Source organism: Brevundimonas bullata (assembly GCF_003350205.1).
Lineage (GTDB): Bacteria > Pseudomonadota > Alphaproteobacteria > Caulobacterales > Caulobacteraceae > Brevundimonas > Brevundimonas bullata.
The window spans coordinates 1-17,682 of the sequence record NZ_QLLC01000016.1 but is presented as its reverse complement, the minus strand read 5'-3'; the positions used below and the strand labels follow the sequence as shown (position 1 = coordinate 17,682).

Sequence of the window (17,682 nt, the reverse complement as noted above, 5' to 3'; positions counted from 1 at the left end):
CTCAGCCTTGCGGCTTGTAGGATTGCGACGCGAGCTGGCGGGCCAGCTCCATCTGCTCGCGCGCCCATTCGGTGGCGGTGCAGCCGAGGAAGCGGCGGAAGTCGCGCGCCATCTGGGGCTGGTCGAAATAGCCCGCCGCCAGACCGGCCTCCAGCCAGGAGGCGGCGTCGGCGTCCTGGCCCAGCGCATGGTCGAAGATGCGGCGGAAACGGAACACCGAGCGCAGGGTGCGCGGGGCCACGCCGACCCGGTCGCGGAAGCGGCGTTGCAGGGCGCGGCGGTCGGCGGACGACAAAGACGGCCCCTGCTCCTCGCGTTCGACGGCGGCGACCTCGGCCCGGACGGCGGGGTCGATGCGCCAGTCGCCGGCGCGACGCAGGGTCTCCAGACAGTAGGCCAGGGCCGCCGCCTGCCCCGCCGGGTCGCCGGACGGCGCCGTGAAACCGCGCAACAACGCCGTGAGGTCCAGCCGCAGGTCCGTCGCCTCGATCAGGGGGCGTCCGAGAAACGCCCGCGCCCCGTCCGGCTCGAACTTGGCGGCGACGATCTCCACGGCGCCGACGGGCCGGATCGCCATGGGGCGGGTCAGCTGCCCGGCGAAGATGACGGAAGGCTGGGGCCGGAAGACGCCGTGCTCGCCCTCTTCCTCGTAGGGCGCGGCCAGGTCGATCACCAGTTCGGGGCAGCCGTCGGGGGCGATGCGCTGGACCCCGCCGGTGGGCGCGGGCGCCGCATAGGTCCACAGGAGGCGCACGAAGGGGCGCAAGGCCTGGGGCGGCGCGAACTCTTCGTATCTCTCCCCCTCCCCCATGTGGCTTCAGTTGGCCTTCTTCGGATCGGGCGGCAGGCTGGGCAGGGCGGCGCAGGGCACGCCGTCGTCCTTCAGCTTCTTGATGTCGGCAGGGGTGGCCTCGCCGTAGATTTCGCGCTTCTCGGAACGGCCTTCGTGAATGTCGCGGGCCTCGCGGGCGAAGGCGTCGCCGACATAGTCGAAATTCTGCTCGACGTGCTCGCGCACCTCGCGCGCCGCCTGCATCATCATGGCCTGCATCTTCGCCATGTCCGGCGCGGGCGCGGCCTTCTTCGTACCCGCCACGGCCGGAGCCATCACCTGCTTGCGCACCTCGGTCGAGCCGCAGAAGGGGCATTCGACCAGACCGCGCGCGGCCTGATCGTCATAGTCGGAGGAGGAGGCGAACCAGGCCTCGAAGCCGTGGTCGTGGTCGCAGGCCAGGGCGTAGCGGATCATGACGGCCCGATCATTGCGGCCAGTCGAAATCGCGGTCGTGCAGCAGGGAGGGGACCGCCTGTCGTGCGCGCTGGACGGCGCTCAGGTCCAGGGTCGCGGCGACGACGCACGGGTCGTCATGGTCGGCCTTGGCGATGATCTCGCCCCAGGGGCCGACAATGGTGGAGCGGCCCCAGGTCTGGCGGCCGTCCTCATGGGCGCCGCCCTGGGCCGGGGCCAGGACGAAGGCGCCGGTCTCGATGGCGCGGGCGCGCAGCAGGGTCTCCCAGTGGGCCTCGCCGGTCGGACGGGTGAAGGCGGCGGGGACGGCGATCATCGCCGCGCCGGTCTTGGCCAGGGCGCGGTACAGATGCGGGAAGCGCACGTCGTAGCAGATGCTGAAGCCCAGCCGGCCCCAGGGGGTCTCGGCTACCGTCGCGCCCATGCCGGGCCGGACCGAGGCGCTCTCGCGATAGGTCTCGCCCCCCGGCAGATCGACGTCGAAGACGTGCAGCTTGTCGTAGCGAGCGACCACCGCCCCCGACGGATCGACCAGCAGGGAACGGTTGGCGGCGCGGTCGTCGCCGGGCGCATCCGAGCGCACGAGGACCGAGCCGATCAGCAGCCAGACGCCCAGTTCGCCGGCCAGAGCGCGCAGCCCGAGGACGGCGGCGTCGGCCTCCTCGCTCGACAGGGCCGCGTCACGCAGACCCCGGCGCTGTTCGAGGAAGTTGGTCCCCTCGGGCGTCAGGATCAGTTGCGCCCCGCCCGCCGCCGCTTCGCGGATCAGCGGCTCGACATGGGCCAGCCCTGCGTCCGCCGTCGCCGGCGTCCGCGTCTGAATCAGCGCGATGTCGAGCCGCTGGTCCATCAGGCCGCCAGCAGGGGGTCGAGACCGCCGCGCGCGTCCAGGGCGTGGATGTCGTCGGAGCCGCCCACGTGTTTGTCGCCGACAAAGATCTGCGGGAAGGTCGACTTGCCGTTCGCACGGGCGACCATCTCGGCCTTGATCTCGGGATCGCGCGAGGCGACAATTTCAGTGAAGTCGACGCCCTTGCGCTTCAACAGAGCCATGGCGGCGGTGCAATAGGGGCAACCGGGCTTGGTGTAGATGACGACTTCGGCCAACGCAGAGTCTCCTTAACTCAGATCAGCGCCCTACTTAGGCGGTTCGCGCGCGGTTCGCACCCTCGCGATGACAGCCAGGTCCACCGCGCGGGCTCCGGCGGACAAAAGGACGCGGGCGCAGGCCTCGGCGGTGGCCCCCGTGGTCAGGACATCGTCGATCAGAAGGATGCGCCGCCCCTTGATCCGGCGACGCCCGGCCTCGGTGACGGCGAAGGCGGATTTGACGTTCAGGCGCCGCCCGCGCGCCGACTTGCCGCCCTGAGTGTCGGTGGGCGTGGACCGGATCAGGGCGTCAGGCAGGTAGTCGAGTCCGGCGGTGCGGGCCAGAGGCCGGGCGATCTCGGCGGCCTGATTGAAGCGCCGGGCCAGAAGGCGGCTGCGATGCAGGGGAACCGGGAGCACGGCGTCGGCCTCGGCCAGGACGTCCGCGCCGGAACGCGCGATCCAGCGGGCGAACAGGGGGGCGAACTGCTGCTGATCGCCATGCTTGAACTTGAGGATCAGGCCGCGCGAGGCCTCGTCATAGACGCAGGCCGCGCGGGCGCGGGCGAAGGCGTAGGGCTGGACCTGACAGGCCAGGCAGCGGTCGGAGGCGAAGTCGCCGCCGTCATACTCAAACGCCGCGCCGCAGCCGTCGCAGACGGGCGCCTCCAGAAACACCACCCGGCTCCAGGCGTCGGGCGACAGGCCCGCCGAGGCCGTGGCCTCGCGGCTGTCGTGGGCCATGGGCGGTAGCAGCAGGTCGAGCAGACCGCGCGCCATTCCACGCGCGCCCAGCGATATACGGGCGGCGCCGTCTTTCATTTCGGCACGCCAGCCCCCATCCTGAACGGACATGAGCGCCCCCTCCTCCGGTCCCCCGATCATCTTCGACGCCGCCCGCCGCGCCGCGCGCCTGAGCCGCGCAGCCCGACGTTTCCCCGACGCCGACTTCCTGCACCTGCGCGCCGCCGAGAATGCGGTGAACAGTCTGGAGGTGATCCTGCGCGAGTTTCACACGCCCGTCGACCTGTCGCCGCACCCTGGCGTCTTCGCTCGCGCGGTGGCCGACAGCGTGGCGAGGGATCGCGTCGGCGAGGTCCGCGCCGTGGGCACGACGTCTGAGCGCGCCGCGCCGGGGGCGGGGCCGCTAGGGCTGGAGGACGGTTCAGCCGACCTGATCGTCAACCTGCTGGGCCTGCACTGGGCCAACGACCTGCCGGGGGCGCTGAGCCAGATCCGGCGCGCGCTGAAGCCGGACGGCCTGTTCGTCGCCAGCCTGTTCGGCGCGGCGACGCTGAAGGAGCTGCGCGGGGCGCTGACCGAGGCCGAGCTGGAGGTGAACGGCGGGGCTCAGGCGCGGATTTCGCCCTTTGCCGATGGATTCGACGGCGCGGCCCTGTTGCAGCGCGCCGGGTTCGCCCTGCCGGTGACAGACGTGGATCGGGTGACGGTGCGCTATGCTGATCCCTTCGCCCTGATGCGCGACCTGCGCGCCATGGGCGAGACCAATGTCCTGGCCGGGCCTATCCGGCCCTTGAGCCGCGCGGTGCTGGCGCGCGCCGCCCAGCTCTATGCCGAGCGCCACGCCGAGGCGGACGGGCGCATCCCGGCGACGTTTGAAATGGTGCATCTGGCCGGCTGGGCCCCGCACGAGAGCCAGCAACAGCCGGCGCGGCGCGGCTCGGCCAAAACGCGACTGGCCGACGCGCTCGGCGTCAGGGAACAGAGGGGCGAGGACTGAGCCCGGATCAGCCGTTGATGGCGCCGTCGATCGCGTCGGTGATCTTCCGATACATGGCGTTCGACTCGGCGCCGAAGGCGCCCATGGCGCCGATGATGACCAGGCAGATCAGTCCGCAGATCAGGCCGTATTCGATGGCGGTGGCGCCGCTGTCATCGCGATGGAGTTGGCCGATGAAGCGTCGCATCCTGGCCCCCTCCCGCGGCGGCTGATCAGAGCAGGTCGCGCAACCAGGCGACCAGGGGTTCGTCGGCCGGCGGCATGGGATAGTCCGAGAGCTTGTTCGGCTTCACCCAGGCCAAGCCCGCATGTTCACGCGCAGTGACCACGCCGGACCAACGCCGGCACAGGTAGAGTGGCATCAACAAGTGAAAGGATTCGTAAGCGTGACTGGTAAACACGAAGGGGGCCAGGCAGGCCTCGTTCACGTCGATGCCCAGCTCTTCCTTCAGCTCGCGGATCAGGGCCTGTTCAGGCCGCTCGCCCGGCTCGACCTTGCCGCCCGGAAACTCCCACAGGCCCGCCAGCTGTTTGCCCTCGGGACGCTTGGCGATCAGGACGCGGCCGTCGGGGTCGATCAGGGCGACGGCGACAACGAGGACGGTGGGGACAGTCGGAACGGGGGCGGCCTCGCTCACGAGCGATAGTCCCCATTGATCTCGATGTAGCGTTTGGTCAGGTCACAGGTCCAGACAGTGGCCGAGGCGCGGCCCGAGCCGACGTGGACGGTGATGTCGATCTCCGCGTTCTTCATATAGGCGCTCATCTGGGCCTCGTCGTAAGTCGGCGACGGGGCGCCGTCGACGGCGGCGACATGGGGGCCGAAATGGATGGCCAGACGGTCGCGATCCACGGCTTCTTCCGTCTTGCCGACGGCCATGACGATGCGGCCCCAGTTGGCGTCCTCGCCGGCGATGGCGGTCTTGACCAGGGGGCTGTCGGCGATCGACTTGGCCAGCTTGCGGGCCGAGGCGGGGCTGGCGGCGCCGTCCACGGTGATGCGGACGAACTTGGTCGCGCCCTCGCCGTCCTTGACCAGTTGGTGGGCCAGATCGAGCATGACCCGGTCCAGAGCCGCCGAGAAGTCCTTCAGGCGACGGTCGCCGACCCGGCCGATGCGCGGCGCGCCCGAGGCGCCGGTGGCGAACAGCAGGGCCGTATCGTTGGTCGAGGTGTCGCCGTCCACCGTCACCGAGTTGAAGGTGGTGCGGACGTGCAGGTTCAGCAGGGCCTTCAGCACCGGCGGGGCGATGTCGGCGTCGGTGACGATGAAGGCCAGCATGGTGGCCATGTCCGGCGCGATCATGCCCGAGCCCTTGGCGATGCCGGCGATCCTGACCTTGACGCCGTCGATCTCACATTCCGCGTAGGAGCCCTTGGGGAAGGTGTCCGTGGTCATGATGCCCAGACCGGCCTGAGTCCAGTTGTCGACCTTCAGACCGGCCTTGATGTCGGGCAGCCGGGCGGTGATCTTCGTCTCGTCCAGCACCACGCCGATGACGCCGGTCGAGGCCAGCATGACGTCGCGCTGGCGGCAATCGAAGCGCTTGGCGACCTCTGCCGCGGTGCGGCGGGCCGCGTCGGCCCCGGCCTTGCCGGTGAAGGCGTTGGCGCAGCCGGCGTTGACGACCAGGGCCTTGACCCCCTCGCCGCCGCCCCTGTCGGCCTCCAGCTGGCGCTTGCACCAGTCAACGGGGGCCGAGCCGACCTTGTGACGGGTGAAGACGCCGGCGCAGGCGGCGCCCTCGGGGAAGTGGAAGACCACCAGGTCGTCGCGCTCGTGCTTGTAGAAACCGGCGCGGGCGGTGGCGATTTCGACGCCCCTGATCGGCGGAATGGCCGGGAAGGGCACGGCCAGGGGCGAGATCATCAGGCCCGGCTTGCCGGGCGCCGGCTTGGACGGCTGGGTGGCGCGCTTCAGGGCCGAGGCCAGCGGGTCCAGCGCCTTTTCGATGGCGGACTCGATCATCTGGCCGGTCGAACCGGATTTGGCGGGCGGACGGTTCATGAGGCGACGGTTCCGGCGGGAGGGGCGGCGGGAGAGACGGGCGCAGGCTTGGCCGGCGCAGGTTGGGCAGGCGCAGGTTGGGCAGGCGCAGGCTGGGCGGTCGGTTGCGCCGCCGGTTTGGCGGGATTGAGGAAGACTTCGACCTGGGCCTTGCCGCGCAGCTGCTCCAGCAGCTGGCGCACGCCCTCATAGGTCAGATAGCGGACGATGAGAGGGCGGGCCTGATCCAGGGTCGGCGGGGTTTCCAGACGGCGGTCCTCGATGCGCAGCACGGCCCAGCCGCCCTCGCCCTGCACCGGACCGACAACGGCGCCCGGCGCCTGGCCGCGCACGGCGGCGGCGTAGGCGTCAGGCAGGACGTCCAGCGTGGAATAGCCCAGGTCGCCGCCGGAATAGCGGGTGGCGTCGTCGACCGAGCGCTGGGCGGCCACGGCTTCGAAGGCGGCGCCCTGGCCCAGAACGCCGACTACGGCGTCGGCCTGTTCTTTCGTATGCGACAGGATCAGGCGGACGCGGACCTCTTCGCTCGTCTGCGCCCGGCGCTGCTGCTCCTGATAGAGGCGCTCGACCGCCTGGTCGGACACGGCGCCGCTGACGACGGATTCGACCAGCATGTCGCCGAGGATGCGTTCGTGCACGGCCTCCAGCCGGCGCTGGGCGGCGGCGTCCTTGTCCAGGCCGCGACGACGGGCCTCGGCGGCCAGAAGCTTCTGATCGACCACCTCGTCCAGCACGCGGCGGAACAGTTCGGACTTGACGTCCAGCGGCTCGCCTTCGCCGACCAGACCCTGGGCCACCGCCTCGCGGCGCACGTCCGAGGCCCAGACCGAACGGTCCTGAACGCGGGCGACGACCAGGTCATCCTTTTCGGGCGGCGTTTCCGCACCGCCGCGCCCGCAGGCGGCCGTCAGCGTCATCGCCGCCAGCACCGAGGCCAGCAGAGGCAGGACGGTTCGGAAGGAGGGACGCGAAACTCGCATCAGGCGCTCCGGACGGGGGCGGAAAACAGGACGGAAAACAGGGGCTGGAGGCCGGTCGCCGCAAGCCCTTGAAAGCCCCTCGCGTTGACAGGGGTTAGGGCGGTGCTTAAGTCCCGACTGCGCCCAAGTCGAGGGGTTTTCGATCGTCTGTGCGGCCCCTGCGCACACCTCGTATTTCGAGGGTCGCCGGGACCGTCGTCGATCCGGGCCTTCTAGATCAAGACGCTTCCTGTTTCAGAGCCTTCAGCCGCTCGACCGCCTTTACCGGATCGCCCATGCTCGGCTTCGCCAAGAAAATCCTCGGCTCCTCCAACGACCGCAAGGTCAAGGCCTTCCAGGCCCAGGCGCAGAAGATCAACGCCCTGGAATCCAAGTTCGAGGCCTTCTCGGACGACGAACTGCGGATGATGACGCAGACCTTCAAGGACCGGATCGAGGCCGGCGACAGCCTGGACAAGATCCAGAATGAAGCCTTCGCCGTGGTGCGCGAGGCGTCCAAGCGGGTCCTGGGCCAGCGTCAGTACGACGTCCAGCTGGCCGGCGGCATGATCCTGCATGAAGGCGGCATCGCCGAAATGCGGACCGGCGAAGGCAAGACCCTGGTGGCCGTGGCCCCGGTCTATCTGAACGCCCTGGCGGGCAAGGGCGTCCACGTCATCACCGTCAACGACTATCTGGCGCGCCGCGACGCCGAGACCATGGGCAAGGTCTATCGCTTCCTCGGTCTTGAGGTCGGCGTGATCGTCAACGGCCTGTCGCAGGGCCAGCGTCAGGCGGCCTACAACGCCGACATCACCTACGGCACCAACAACGAATTCGGCTTCGACTACCTGCGCGACAACCTGGTCTATGACCGTCGCGAGATGGTGCAGCGCAGCCACCACTTCGCCATCGTCGATGAGGTCGACTCCATCCTGATCGACGAGGCGCGCACGCCGTTGATCATCTCGGGCCCGACCGAGGACCGTTCGGACCTCTACAAGATCGTCGACGCGATCGTGAAGGATCTGATCGTCGACAAGGCCACCTACGACCTCGACGAAAAGCAGCGCCAGGCCCTGCTGACCGAGCTGGGTTCGGAGCGCATCGAGGAGATGCTGGAGGCCGGCGGTCACTTCGCCGAGGACACCACCGATCTTTATGACCCGGCCAATGTCAGCCTGGTCCACCACGTCAACCAGGCCCTGCGCGCCAACACCCTGTACACGCGCGACAAGGACTACATCATCAAGGGCGGCGAGATCGTCCTGATCGACGAATACACCGGCCGCATGATGACGGGCCGTCGCCTGTCCGAAGGTCTTCACCAGGCCATCGAGGCCAAGGAAGACGTCAAGATCATGCCCGAGAACCAGACCCTGGCCTCGGTGACGATCCAGAACTACTTCCGCCTCTACGAAAAGCTGTCCGGCATGACCGGCACGGCGGCGACCGAGGCCCAGGAATTCCTCGACATCTACAAGATGGACGTCCTGGAAGTGCCGACCAACCGTCCGGTCCTGCGCAAGGACTATGACGACGAGGTCTATCGCACCTTCAGGGAAAAGAACGCGGCCATCGCCGCCCAGATCGCCGAGTGCCACGTCAAGGGCCAGCCCATCCTGGTCGGCACCGTCTCGATCGAAAAGTCCGAGGAACTGTCCGAGGTCCTGAAGACCTATGAGTACAAGGTCGAGACCGGCCGCACCCTCAAGGCCGAATACGCCGGCCGCGAGAAGGAAGCGCAGAAGGTCGGCGACGACGCCTATGACATCACCTATGTCTCCGGCCGCGGCATTCCGCACAACGTCCTGAATGCGCGTCAGCACGAGCAGGAAGCCTATATCGTCGCCGACGCCGGTCTGCCCGGCGCGGTGACCATCGCCACCAACATGGCCGGTCGCGGCACCGACATTCAGCTGGGCGGCAACCTGGAGATGCGCATCCAGCGCTGGACCCAGGAACAGCGCAACATGGCCATCGAGGTCACGCCCGAGGCCCTGGCCGCCAAGGAAGCCGAGTACAAGGCCGAGATCGCGGTCCATCGTCAGACGGCCCTGGCCGCCGGCGGTCTGTTCGTGCTGGGCACCGAACGCCACGAAAGCCGCCGCATCGACAACCAGCTGCGCGGCCGCACCGGCCGTCAGGGCGACCCCGGCACCTCGAAATTCTATCTGTCGTGCGAGGACGACCTGCTGCGCATCTTCGCCGGCGACCGTCTGGACTCGATCATGAAGTCCTTCGGCGTGGCCGAGGGCGAGGCCATCAGCCACCCCTGGCTGAACCGCGCCGTCGAAACCGCCCAGAAGCGCGTCGAAGCCCGCAACTACGACATGCGCAAGAACGTGCTGAAGTACGATGACGTCGTGAACGACCAGCGCAAGGCCGTGTTCGAACAGCGCCAGGAGTTCATGGACGCCACGGACCTGTCCGAACTGGTGGCCGACTTCCGCAGCGACGTGATCAACGACCTGGTCGAACGCTATATGCCGCCCAAGGCCTATGCCGAGCAGTGGGACATGGACGGTCTGGACGAGAAGGTCCGGTCGACCCTCGGCCTGGAACTGCCGCTGAAGGAATGGGCCGCCGAAGAAGGCGTCTCGAACGAGGAAATCGAAGAGCGGCTGATGGCCGCCGCCGAAGCCCGCGCCGCCGAGCGTCTGGAAATGATCGGCGCCGACCAGACCCGCGGTCTGGAAAAGCAGTTCATGCTGCAGATGATCGACATGCAGTGGCGTGAGCATCTGGTCCATCTGGACCACCTGCGCGGCGTCATCGGCCTGCGCGGTTACGGCCAGCGCGACCCGCTGAACGAATACAAGACCGAAGCCTTCAACCTGTTCGAGACGCTGCTGCACGACCTGCGCCACAACGTCACCCGCTGGCTGATGACGGTCGAGTTCCGCTTCGAGGCTCCGCCCGCCATGGAGATGCCCGAGTTCCAGGAAATCCACCTGAACCCCGGCACCGGCGAGAACGAAATGGCCAATCCGTCGGCCCAGAACCCGGAAGGCATGCTGACCGGCGACGACCGCTCCAAACTGCCGGTCGAGGCCCTGCCCCTCGGCTGGGAACGCACCAGCCGCAACGCCGACTGCCCCTGCGGCTCGGGCCGCAAGTTCAAGCACTGCCACGGTAGTTTGATCTAGAAATAATGAGGCGGGTTTGCGAAAGCGGCCCGCCTTTTTCTTTGCTCTCTCCTCCACCGCCATCATCCCGAACGACCTGAAAGGTCGATCCGGGACCCAGACGCCTGAACGATCCGCCACCTGTGCAGTCGCTCACGCCTGGGTCCCGGGTTCCGCTACGCGGCCCCGGGATGACGGAGGAACGACAGGTGACGCCGCCCCCTCCGCCCGCTAGCTTCGCCCCATGAGCTACAAAGCCCTCTTCTCGCGCGCCCTGGGTCTCGATCCCGAGCGGCTGCATTTCGCCGCCCACAGCCATCACCTGTGGCCCGACGCCAGTTTCGACGCCCAGGTGCAGGCCTGGGCCGAGGCCAACCGCTTCGCCGACCGCAAGTGGGACCTGATCTTCGGCGAGGTCATTCCCGAGGCGCAGACGCACGTGGCGAAGGAGCTGAACCTGCCCTCGCCCGACAGCCTGATCTTTGCGCCCAACACCCACGACATCCTGTTGCGCATCGTCTCGGGCGTGGAGACAAAGCCGGTGCGCATCCTGTCCACCGACGGCGAGTTTCACTCTTTCCGCCGCCAGTCGGAACGCTGGGAAGAGGCCGGCGAGGCCGTGGTCACGCGCGTGCCGCTGCAGCCCTTCGCCACCTTCGCCGAGCGCTTCGTGGCGGCTGCGCGGGCGGGCGGCCATGACCTGATCCTGGTCAGCCAGGTCTTCTTCCGCACTGGCCAGGTGTTCGACGCCCTGGCTGAACTGGCCGAACTGGCCGATCCGGCGGGGCCCTGGGTGGTCATCGACGGCTATCACGGCTTCATGGCCATGCCGACCGACCTGTCGGCGGTGGCGGACAGGGTCTTCTATCTGGCGGGCGGCTACAAATACGCCATGGCGGGCGAAGGCGCCTGCTTCCTGCATTCCCCGCCCGGCTTCTGTCCGCGTCCGGTCATCACCGGCTGGTTCGCCGAGTTCGGCCATCTGGAAGGCCCGCCCGGCGGGGTGCAGTACCGCACCGACGGCGGGCGTTTCTGGGGCGCCACCTTCGACGTCAGCGCGCTGTACCGCCTCAACGCCGTGCGCCGGATGCTGGAGGAGCAGGGCCTGACCACCGCCGACGTCGCCGCCCATGCGCGCGGGCATCAGGCCCGGTTCCAGGCGGCGGTCGAGGCCGGCGAGGCCGGGGCTTTGTCGCAGGCCGAAATCCTCAATCCGGTCGAGGGCGAGGCGCCGCGCGCCCGCTTCCTGGCCCTGCGCTCGGACGAGGCCGCGCGCTGGAAGGCCGATCTGCAACACATGAACGTGGTCACGGACGTGCGCGACGACGTCATCCGCTTCGGCTTCGGCCTGTATCAATCCGAGGAGGACGTGGAGCGGTTGATCCATGCCTGCGCCCGCCTGACCTGACGGCCTAGAAGAAGAGACTGTCTTCCTGGCGCTGCGGCTCGGGCGCGCGGCGGGGCGTGGCGGGACGCGTCGCAGGGCGGGCGGCGGGCGCGGGCGGATCGGCGCGCGGCGTCGGTGCCGCCTCGTCGTCCGTGTCGAAGATCGAGCCCCACAGCGAGGGTCGGGCGGCCTGAGGCGGTTCAACCGGAAGGGGCGCGGGGACCGGCGGCGCGGGCGGCAGGGCCGGATAGGTCATGGCCTCCGCCGTCGGCGCGGGCGCTTCCGACGCCTCTGGAAGCGGCGGCGCGGGTTCAGTCAGGCGCTGATCGGCGGCGGTCCACAGGATGGCCACGCCGAGCGCCAACAGCAGAAGGCCGATCCCCGCGCCGATGGCCGAGCCCAGCAGGATGCGGTTCAGATCATTGGCGGCGGGCGAACTCATGAGGCCCTAGGCCTAACATCGAACCGATGGACCGAGCCACCCCGCGAGCCGCCGTCGGCTATCACACCTCAGACAGCGGCGTCGAACAGGGCATCGCGGGCGATGTCGGGTTTCAGCATGGGGAAGAAATGCGTCCCCCCGGCCACGGTCTCGACCGACACGTGGGACAGCCCTCTCGGCGCGGCGGACACGGCGCAGGTGGTGCCGGTCTCGGCCTTCAGGATGCGCACGGGCCGCCCCAGCCGCTTCATCGCGCCCCAGGGATCATTGGCCTGGGCGCCGTAGTTGGACGCCTCCCACGTCGGCGCGCAGGTCAGGACCAGCCCCTGATCGGTCTCGATCAGGCCGTCGGACAGATAGTCGGCCAGCACCATGTCCGGCCAACCCTGGAAGGCGCCGCGCCCGCGATAGGCGTTCAGCGCCTGCTCGCGACTGTCGAACAGGGCGCGGCGCTTCAACGCCCCGCGCACCATCGGATTGTTCGCCGCCACCCGTCCGACCACAGGCAGGTTCAGGGCGAAGGCCATGGGGCGGGGCCAGACGACGGGGTCCATCATCACCAGACCGGACACCCGCTCGGGCCGTTCGGCGGCGGCCAGAAGGGCGCTGGCGCCGCCGAGCGAATGGCCCGCCATCACCACCGGCGGCCCGTCGATCGCGTCGAGCAAGGCGGCCAGATCATCACGATGATCGCCCCAGCAGCGCCGTCCCTCGACCACCGCCGGCAGACGGCTGCGGCCGTGACCGCGCAGGTCGGGGGCCCAGATGCGCAGCGACCCGCCAAGCGGCTGCAGCAGGGTGCGATAGGTGGCGGCGTTGAAGCCGTTGGCGTGGACAAAGACCAGGTCGACCGGGCGCTTGGGATCGCCGAAGTCCAGCACGGCCATGTCGCCGTCGCCCCAGCGGTTGCGGATGGGAACGGTCAGGCGACGCGGCGGCGACAGGGCGGCGGCGTCCATCGTCAGGCCGCGATACGACAGGCCGGGCAACGGCCGTGCCCTTCGATGGTGGTGCGTTCGATGGCGTAGCCGGCGGCGTTGGCGGCATCGGCGAAGGCGTCGCCGCCCGCCACGGCGACCTCTTCGGTCGCGCCGCAGCAGTCGCAGATCAGGAAGGCCGCGGCGTGGGCCGGGGCGTCCCCGGCGGCGGCGGTGCAGGCGACATAGGCGCTGATGGAGGCGATGCGGTGGACCACGCCCCGACGTTCCAGAAACTCCAGGGCGCGATAGACGGTCGGCGGCTTGGCGGCCTGGCCGTCCAGACCGTAGCGCGCGATCAGGTCATAGGCCTTGACCGGCTCGCCCGCCGCCAGCAGCAATTCCAGCACGCGACGGCGCGGAGCCGTCATGCGCTCGCCCTCGGCGGCGCAGCGGGCCTCGACCGAGACAATGGCCTGCTCGACCTCGGCGGGACCGGGTCGGCTGTCGGAATGATCGTGATCGCAAGCAAGGCCCATGCCTCACAGCTAAGGGCTCCGCCGCCGCACTGCAACCGGGTGCGCCGCCGCACACCCCGCCGTCGCGGCCCCGCGTTCGTCGAACCAACGCGTTTGCGGCGCGTCCGACCATAGGCTAGAAGGCTCGACCTTTCTGTTCAGAGCCGATCCGACAAATCATGACCGACACCACGACCCAATCGTCCGGCCCGCTGTCCGGCACCGTCCTTTTCTACACCCAGCCGGAGCCGCTGTCGGCCGACGTGCACGGCAAGCTGGGCGTGACGCCCGCTGACAAGCCCTATGCCTTCGTCGCCCAGACCAACATCGTGCCGCTGACCGTGACCGAGTTCGCGCCCGCCGCCCTGTCCTACCCGGTCATCTTCGTCGGTGATCAGAAGCAGCCGGTCGCGGCCATGGGCCTGCGCCAGGGCGAGAACCTGTTCATCGAAGCCAACGGCGACGTGCGCCCCGAGGCCTACCTGCCGGCCTATGTGCGCCGCTATCCCTTCGTCTTCGCCAACGACGACGTCGAAAAGCGCATGATCCTGTGCATCGACCGCGCCGCCCCCTTCGTCAGCGAAGGCGGTGAAACCCCGCTGTTCGAGAACGGCCAGCCCAGCGCCTACGTCAACAATGCGATGGAGTTCTGCAACAACTTCGAGCAGGAGCGTCTGCGCACCGAATCCTTCGTCAAGCTGCTGACGGATCTGGACCTGTTCGAAACGCGTGAAGCCAACTTCACCCCGCGCAACGCCGACGGCTCGGCCGGTCAAGTGCAGAAGCTGGCCGAATACTACGCCGTCTCGGAAGACAAGCTGAAGGCCCTGCCGGTCGAGAAGCTGGCCGAACTGCGCGACAACGGCGCCCTGGGCCAGATCTACGCCCACCTGGTGTCGCTGCTCGGCTGGGACCGTCTGATCGCCATGGCCTTCGCCCGCGCCGCCGCGACGCCGGTTGCGGCGAACGCCTAAAGGCGTTCTTTTAGGGGCCTATCGCGCATTCGCGCTGCTTGAGGCCTTCTTTGGGGGGCCTACCGCGAGGCCCGGTTGAAGCCAAAGATGAAAAGCCCCGCTGGCGACAGCGGGGCTTTTCTTGGGCCGTGTTTTAGCGCCGGGCGACCAGGGCGCGGGTCAGGCAGGAAAAGACCAGCCGACCGGCCTCGTCCAGCAGGTCCTGCTGGGCGATGACGATGCCCTTTTCGTCGCCGACCGGGTCCTTGCCCATGATGGTCAGCCGGCCGCGCAGCAGTTCGCCCGGCGGCGGATTGCGTAGGAAGCGCAGGCCGTCGATGGCCAGGGTCTTGGTCCCGGCCCAATGACCGGACTTTTCCGCCGAGAGCCGGCTCCACAGGGCGTAGACGAGGGCGTCGGGCGCGCCGTAGGCCACGTCCCAGCCCGGCGCGAAGCGTTCGGCGAAGACGTCCAGCGCCCCCGCGTCCACCGCGCAGGCGCCCAGGGGGATGACCTGACCGACCTCGAGATCCTCGAAATGGACGTGCAGCGGCTCGGTCATCCCGTCAGGCTCCTCAGGCGGCGGGCTCTTCCGAGACCCGGACCAGCAGCTTGCCGTCATGGTCGCCGGTGAACAAGCGGTTCAAGGATGTGACCGCCCCTTCCAGGCCGTCATCGACATGGACCTTCCACTTGATCCGGCCGTCAGCCAGCCAGGGGCCCATCTCCTCGACCATCTCCCGGGCGCGCGGGGCGTAGTCCAGCACCAGGAAGCCCTGGACGTTCAGGCGATGGGTGATGATGCGGCTGAAGTTCGGCGAGGGCGGCATCCGCGTGGCGTTGTAGGACGAGATCAGGCCGCAGACGGCCATGCGGGCATGGACGTTCAGCCGGTTCCACACCGCGATCATGATGTCGCCGCCGACGTTCTCGAAATTCAGGTCGACGCCGTTGGGGGCCAGACGATCCAGGGCCTCGCCGACGTCCTCGTTCTTGTAGTCGATGGCGGCGTCGAAGCCGAGCTCCTCGGTCAGCCAGCGGCACTTGTCCGGTCCGCCGGCGATGCCGATGACGTGGGCGCCGCGCTGCTTGGCCACCTGTCCGGCGATGGAGCCGACGGCCCCCGCCGCCGCCGAGATCACCAGGGTCTCGCCCGCCTTGGCCTTCAGCACGTCGGTGACGCCGAAATAGGCGGTCAGGCCGGTCATGCCCAGCACCGACAGATTGGCGGTCAGCGGCATGCCGGGCGCGCGATGCACCGGACGCAGACCCTGTTCATGCACGACCGCATAATCGGCCCAGCCGCCCGACAGAGGCGTGACGATGTCGCCTTCCTTGAAGCGTTCGGACTTCGACTGCTCGACCACGCCCAGGGTCAGGCCGCGCATGACCTCGCCCAGACCGACGGGCGGCAGATAGCCCTGGCTGTCGTTCATCCAGGTGCGGTTGGTCGGGTCCAGCGACAGGTAGATGGTGCGAACCAGAACCTCAGAGTCCTTGAGGTCCGGCACCGGCGTCTCAATCAGCTCAAGGTCGCCGTCCTGGATCAGGCCCTGCGGCCTCTGACGAAGAACCCACTGACGATTGCGAAGGCTCATGGCGCGTCTCCAATGCGTTTTCTTTGAGAACTCATAGTGGCGGATGCACAGCCCCTGTCGAGAGGCTTCCAAAGAAAAAGCGGACCGTTTCGGGTCCGCTTGAGGTGGCATCATCGAGAATGAGGAGCGGAGGCGACGGACCGGCGAGCCGGTCAAGTCGGGGGGGCTTTGTCGCCTCCGCACTGGCATAACGACAGCGCCGGATTTGGGTTCCATCAGCGATGGAGCGGCCCGCCCGCCGGAACGACGGCGCCTTGCGCCGCGTTGCTAAGCCATTAGGCCGAACAACCGAACGGGCCGCCACGGAGACCGCGATGACCCATCAGGACCCCCATTCCCATTCCGCCGACGCTGTCGAACACCATGCGCCGATCGAAGCCCAGTATGTCCGTCAGGGCCGTGGCGGGGTGCGTATTCTGTGGCTGCTGATCGTCTCCGCCGGGGCGGCAGCGGTCCTGCTGCTGGGCATGTGGCTGCTGAGCAATAGCGGCTTCCAGACGGTCAATGCCGACGCCGGAGGCACCCGCGAGGATTCCGCCGCTTTTGACGCCCCCAGCGCGGCGCCTGCCCCTGCCCCGGCCCCTGCGGCGACCGCCAGCCCGCCCGCGACCTAGGCAACACGAAAAGGCCCCGACAGCGAACTGTCGGGGCCGATAGGTCGTCAGCGTCGAAGGGTCAGGCGGCCTGTTTCTGACGCGACGGATGGAAGAACAGCGCCTGGCTGATCGCCGCCTTCACCGTTTCCGGCTGGAAGGGCTTGGTGATCAGGAAGGTCGGCTCTGGCCGTTCACCCGTGAGAAGACGCTCGGGGAAGGCGGTGATGAAGATGACCGGCACGTCGAAGCGTTTCAGGATGTCCTTGACCGCGTCGATGCCCGACGAGCCGTCAGCCAGCTGGATGTCGGCCAGGACCAGACCCGGACGGTGCCTGGTCACGGCGTCCACAGCCTCGTCATGCGTGGTGGCGGTGCCGGTGACCTTATGGCCCAGTTCCCGCACCAGGCTCTCGATATCGGCCGAGATGATGGCTTCGTCCTCGATGATCAGGACGTCGGTGGCCAGTTCGGCGTCGATGTCCGTTTGAGCCTCGGCGATCAGGCGTTCGACCGTGCGCGGGTCAACGCCCAGGATCTGCGCCGCTTCCGAAGGCGTAAAGCCTTCCAAGGCGGTCAGCAGGAAGGCCTGTCGCGAGCGCGGCGCAATCCGCATCAGGCGGCGCGCGGCGTCGTCGCCCGCTTCCAGATCGCTGACGTCCTCCAGCTGGGCGCCGGTCGACGACCAGATGGCGTGGAAGACATGATAGAGCGCCACCCGCGGCGTCATATCGGTGGGCAGCTGCCGCTCGCCGGCGGCCAGCGCCTCCAGCGCCACGCGCACATAGTTGTCGCCCGTGATCTGATCGCCGGTCAGCGCGCGCGCATAGCGGCGGACATAGGGCAGATGCGGCGCCAGTCTGGCCAGTAGACTCATACAAATTCCCCGACAGTCGGCGTCCCCGATCTGAGGACGCGCCAGTCCGTCAAAACGCCCATAGCGCGCAAGGGTTCCACGCACGAAACACAAGCTTGAGCATAAAAACACACAAGCCTAGGAACTCTTGGGGTGAAGCGGCGTTTTCGGCTTCTATGAACGACTTCTCTAGGTAGTGTGGACAAAGTGGATTCCCAAATCACCAGATGACTGATTCAAGGCT

20 protein-coding genes are annotated in these 17,682 nt (G+C 68.4%); 5 read left to right on the top strand and 15 right to left on the bottom strand.

The features are described from left to right. Position 1 precedes the first annotated feature (1 nt). From DXK21_RS09325 to DXK21_RS09305, 5 genes are read right to left on the bottom strand one after another with little or no spacing between them, the layout of a single operon-like run. Positions 2–811: an AraC family transcriptional regulator gene (locus tag DXK21_RS09325; protein ID WP_114817512.1), complete on the bottom strand. Its 810-nt coding sequence runs from the start codon at positions 809–811 to the stop codon at positions 2–4. Between the two features lie 6 nt (positions 812–817). Beyond that, positions 818–1,249, bottom strand: coding sequence for a DUF1178 family protein (locus DXK21_RS09320; protein WP_114817511.1), 432 nt, complete (start codon positions 1,247–1,249; stop codon positions 818–820). A gap of 10 nt (positions 1,250–1,259) precedes the next feature. Then, positions 1,260–2,099 (bottom strand): carbon-nitrogen hydrolase family protein, encoded by an 840-nt coding sequence (locus tag DXK21_RS09315; protein WP_114817510.1) that lies wholly within the window; start codon positions 2,097–2,099, stop codon positions 1,260–1,262. Beyond that, on the bottom strand, positions 2,099–2,356 hold the full coding sequence (gene grxC, locus DXK21_RS09310; RefSeq protein ID WP_114817509.1) for a glutaredoxin 3: 258 nt from the start codon (positions 2,354–2,356) through the stop codon (positions 2,099–2,101). Before grxC ends, DXK21_RS09315 begins: the two co-directional genes overlap by 1 nt. Positions 2,357–2,386: 30 nt before the next feature. Next, a complete protein-coding gene (locus DXK21_RS09305; RefSeq protein ID WP_114817508.1) occupies positions 2,387–3,193 on the bottom strand; it encodes a ComFC family protein in 807 nt (268 codons plus the stop codon). Between DXK21_RS09305 and DXK21_RS09300 the strand changes: the two genes are divergently transcribed. Next, on the top strand, positions 3,192–4,079 hold the full coding sequence (locus DXK21_RS09300) for a methyltransferase domain-containing protein (protein WP_114817507.1): 888 nt from the start codon (positions 3,192–3,194) through the stop codon (positions 4,077–4,079). The two genes, DXK21_RS09305 and DXK21_RS09300, sit on opposite strands and share 2 nt — an antisense overlap. Positions 4,080–4,086: 7 nt before the next feature. On the opposite strand, the gene DXK21_RS09295 is transcribed toward DXK21_RS09300, so the two are convergent. From DXK21_RS09295 to DXK21_RS09280, 4 genes are read right to left on the bottom strand one after another with little or no spacing between them, the layout of a single operon-like run. Further along, positions 4,087–4,266 (bottom strand): Flp family type IVb pilin, encoded by a 180-nt coding sequence (locus tag DXK21_RS09295; RefSeq protein ID WP_114817506.1) that lies wholly within the window; start codon positions 4,264–4,266, stop codon positions 4,087–4,089. 25 nt (positions 4,267–4,291) lie between these two features. After that, positions 4,292–4,717: a (deoxy)nucleoside triphosphate pyrophosphohydrolase gene (locus tag DXK21_RS09290; protein WP_114817505.1), complete on the bottom strand. Its 426-nt coding sequence runs from the start codon at positions 4,715–4,717 to the stop codon at positions 4,292–4,294. Continuing rightward, positions 4,714–6,087 (bottom strand): bifunctional glutamate N-acetyltransferase/amino-acid acetyltransferase ArgJ, encoded by a 1,374-nt coding sequence (argJ, locus tag DXK21_RS09285; protein ID WP_114817504.1) that lies wholly within the window; start codon positions 6,085–6,087, stop codon positions 4,714–4,716. Before argJ ends, DXK21_RS09290 begins: the two co-directional genes overlap by 4 nt. Then, positions 6,084–7,067 carry a peptidylprolyl isomerase gene (locus DXK21_RS09280; protein ID WP_114817503.1) on the bottom strand — a complete coding sequence of 328 codons (984 nt, stop codon included), beginning with the start codon at positions 7,065–7,067 and terminating at the stop codon, positions 6,084–6,086. Before DXK21_RS09280 ends, argJ begins: the two co-directional genes overlap by 4 nt. Before the next feature lie 275 nt (positions 7,068–7,342). Between DXK21_RS09280 and secA the strand changes: the two genes are divergently transcribed. Together secA and DXK21_RS09270 are read left to right on the top strand one after the other, a co-directional pair. Beyond that, positions 7,343–10,195 (top strand): preprotein translocase subunit SecA, encoded by a 2,853-nt coding sequence (secA, locus tag DXK21_RS09275; RefSeq protein ID WP_114817502.1) that lies wholly within the window; start codon positions 7,343–7,345, stop codon positions 10,193–10,195. A 223-nt stretch (positions 10,196–10,418) separates the two neighbouring features. Further along, the gene (locus DXK21_RS09270) at positions 10,419–11,582 is read left to right on the top strand and encodes an aminotransferase class V-fold PLP-dependent enzyme (protein ID WP_114817501.1); all 1,164 of its coding nucleotides are present in this window, start codon (positions 10,419–10,421) and stop codon (positions 11,580–11,582) included. 4 nt (positions 11,583–11,586) lie between these two features. Here DXK21_RS09270 and DXK21_RS09265 read toward each other — a convergent pair whose 3' ends face one another. The 3 genes from DXK21_RS09265 to DXK21_RS09255 all read right to left on the bottom strand — a co-directional run bounded on the left by DXK21_RS09265 (position 11,587) and on the right by DXK21_RS09255 (position 13,459). After that, positions 11,587–12,003 (bottom strand): hypothetical protein, encoded by a 417-nt coding sequence (locus tag DXK21_RS09265; protein ID WP_114817500.1) that lies wholly within the window; start codon positions 12,001–12,003, stop codon positions 11,587–11,589. Between the two features lie 68 nt (positions 12,004–12,071). After that, positions 12,072–12,962: an alpha/beta fold hydrolase gene (locus DXK21_RS09260; RefSeq protein ID WP_114817560.1), complete on the bottom strand. Its 891-nt coding sequence runs from the start codon at positions 12,960–12,962 to the stop codon at positions 12,072–12,074. 2 nt (positions 12,963–12,964) lie between these two features. After that, entirely contained in the window at positions 12,965–13,459 is a 495-nt protein-coding gene (locus DXK21_RS09255) for a Fur family transcriptional regulator (RefSeq protein ID WP_114817499.1), read from the bottom strand. 158 nt (positions 13,460–13,617) lie between these two features. Between DXK21_RS09255 and DXK21_RS09250 the strand changes: the two genes are divergently transcribed. Next, positions 13,618–14,412, top strand: a complete 795-nt coding sequence (locus DXK21_RS09250; RefSeq protein WP_114817498.1) for a SapC family protein — start codon at positions 13,618–13,620, stop codon at positions 14,410–14,412. 133 nt (positions 14,413–14,545) lie between these two features. On the opposite strand, the gene DXK21_RS09245 is transcribed toward DXK21_RS09250, so the two are convergent. After that, complete coding sequence (locus tag DXK21_RS09245; RefSeq protein ID WP_114817497.1) at positions 14,546–14,953, bottom strand: MaoC family dehydratase; 408 nt, start codon at positions 14,951–14,953, stop codon at positions 14,546–14,548. 13 nt (positions 14,954–14,966) lie between these two features. Continuing rightward, entirely contained in the window at positions 14,967–15,989 is a 1,023-nt protein-coding gene (locus DXK21_RS09240; protein WP_114817496.1) for an NADP-dependent oxidoreductase, read from the bottom strand. A gap of 314 nt (positions 15,990–16,303) precedes the next feature. Between DXK21_RS09240 and DXK21_RS09235 the strand changes: the two genes are divergently transcribed. Continuing rightward, positions 16,304–16,603 carry a hypothetical protein gene (locus DXK21_RS09235; protein WP_114817495.1) on the top strand — a complete coding sequence of 100 codons (300 nt, stop codon included), beginning with the start codon at positions 16,304–16,306 and terminating at the stop codon, positions 16,601–16,603. Between the two features lie 61 nt (positions 16,604–16,664). Here DXK21_RS09235 and phyR read toward each other — a convergent pair whose 3' ends face one another. After that, positions 16,665–17,459: an anti-anti sigma factor/receiver protein PhyR gene (gene phyR / locus DXK21_RS09230; protein WP_114817494.1), complete on the bottom strand. Its 795-nt coding sequence runs from the start codon at positions 17,457–17,459 to the stop codon at positions 16,665–16,667. Positions 17,460–17,682: the final 223 nt, after the last annotated feature.

Bases quoted from the DNA above. Each gene is read 5' to 3' on its own strand.
- DXK21_RS09300 (WP_114817507.1), top strand. From the start codon at position 3,192: ATGAGCGCCCCCTCCTCCGGTCCCCCGATCATCTTCGACGCCGCCCGC.
- DXK21_RS09320 (WP_114817511.1), bottom strand. From the start codon at position 1,249: ATGATCCGCTACGCCCTGGCCTGCGACCACGACCACGGCTTCGAGGCC.
- phyR (WP_114817494.1), bottom strand. From the start codon at position 17,459: ATGAGTCTACTGGCCAGACTGGCGCCGCATCTGCCCTATGTCCGCCGC.
- DXK21_RS09280 (WP_114817503.1), bottom strand. From the start codon at position 7,067: ATGCGAGTTTCGCGTCCCTCCTTCCGAACCGTCCTGCCTCTGCTGGCC.
- DXK21_RS09250 (WP_114817498.1), top strand. From the start codon at position 13,618: ATGACCGACACCACGACCCAATCGTCCGGCCCGCTGTCCGGCACCGTC.
- DXK21_RS09315 (WP_114817510.1), bottom strand. From the start codon at position 2,099: ATGGACCAGCGGCTCGACATCGCGCTGATTCAGACGCGGACGCCGGCG.
- DXK21_RS09255 (WP_114817499.1), bottom strand. From the start codon at position 13,459: ATGGGCCTTGCTTGCGATCACGATCATTCCGACAGCCGACCCGGTCCC.
- DXK21_RS09235 (WP_114817495.1), top strand. From the start codon at position 16,304: ATGACCCATCAGGACCCCCATTCCCATTCCGCCGACGCTGTCGAACAC.
- secA (WP_114817502.1), top strand. From the start codon at position 7,343: ATGCTCGGCTTCGCCAAGAAAATCCTCGGCTCCTCCAACGACCGCAAG.
- DXK21_RS09265 (WP_114817500.1), bottom strand. From the start codon at position 12,003: ATGAGTTCGCCCGCCGCCAATGATCTGAACCGCATCCTGCTGGGCTCG.
- DXK21_RS09305 (WP_114817508.1), bottom strand. From the start codon at position 3,193: ATGTCCGTTCAGGATGGGGGCTGGCGTGCCGAAATGAAAGACGGCGCC.
- DXK21_RS09270 (WP_114817501.1), top strand. From the start codon at position 10,419: ATGAGCTACAAAGCCCTCTTCTCGCGCGCCCTGGGTCTCGATCCCGAG.
- argJ (WP_114817504.1), bottom strand. From the start codon at position 6,087: ATGAACCGTCCGCCCGCCAAATCCGGTTCGACCGGCCAGATGATCGAG.
- DXK21_RS09325 (WP_114817512.1), bottom strand. From the start codon at position 811: ATGGGGGAGGGGGAGAGATACGAAGAGTTCGCGCCGCCCCAGGCCTTG.
- DXK21_RS09245 (WP_114817497.1), bottom strand. From the start codon at position 14,953: ATGACCGAGCCGCTGCACGTCCATTTCGAGGATCTCGAGGTCGGTCAG.
- DXK21_RS09240 (WP_114817496.1), bottom strand. From the start codon at position 15,989: ATGAGCCTTCGCAATCGTCAGTGGGTTCTTCGTCAGAGGCCGCAGGGC.
- DXK21_RS09260 (WP_114817560.1), bottom strand. From the start codon at position 12,962: ATGGACGCCGCCGCCCTGTCGCCGCCGCGTCGCCTGACCGTTCCCATC.
- DXK21_RS09295 (WP_114817506.1), bottom strand. From the start codon at position 4,266: ATGCGACGCTTCATCGGCCAACTCCATCGCGATGACAGCGGCGCCACC.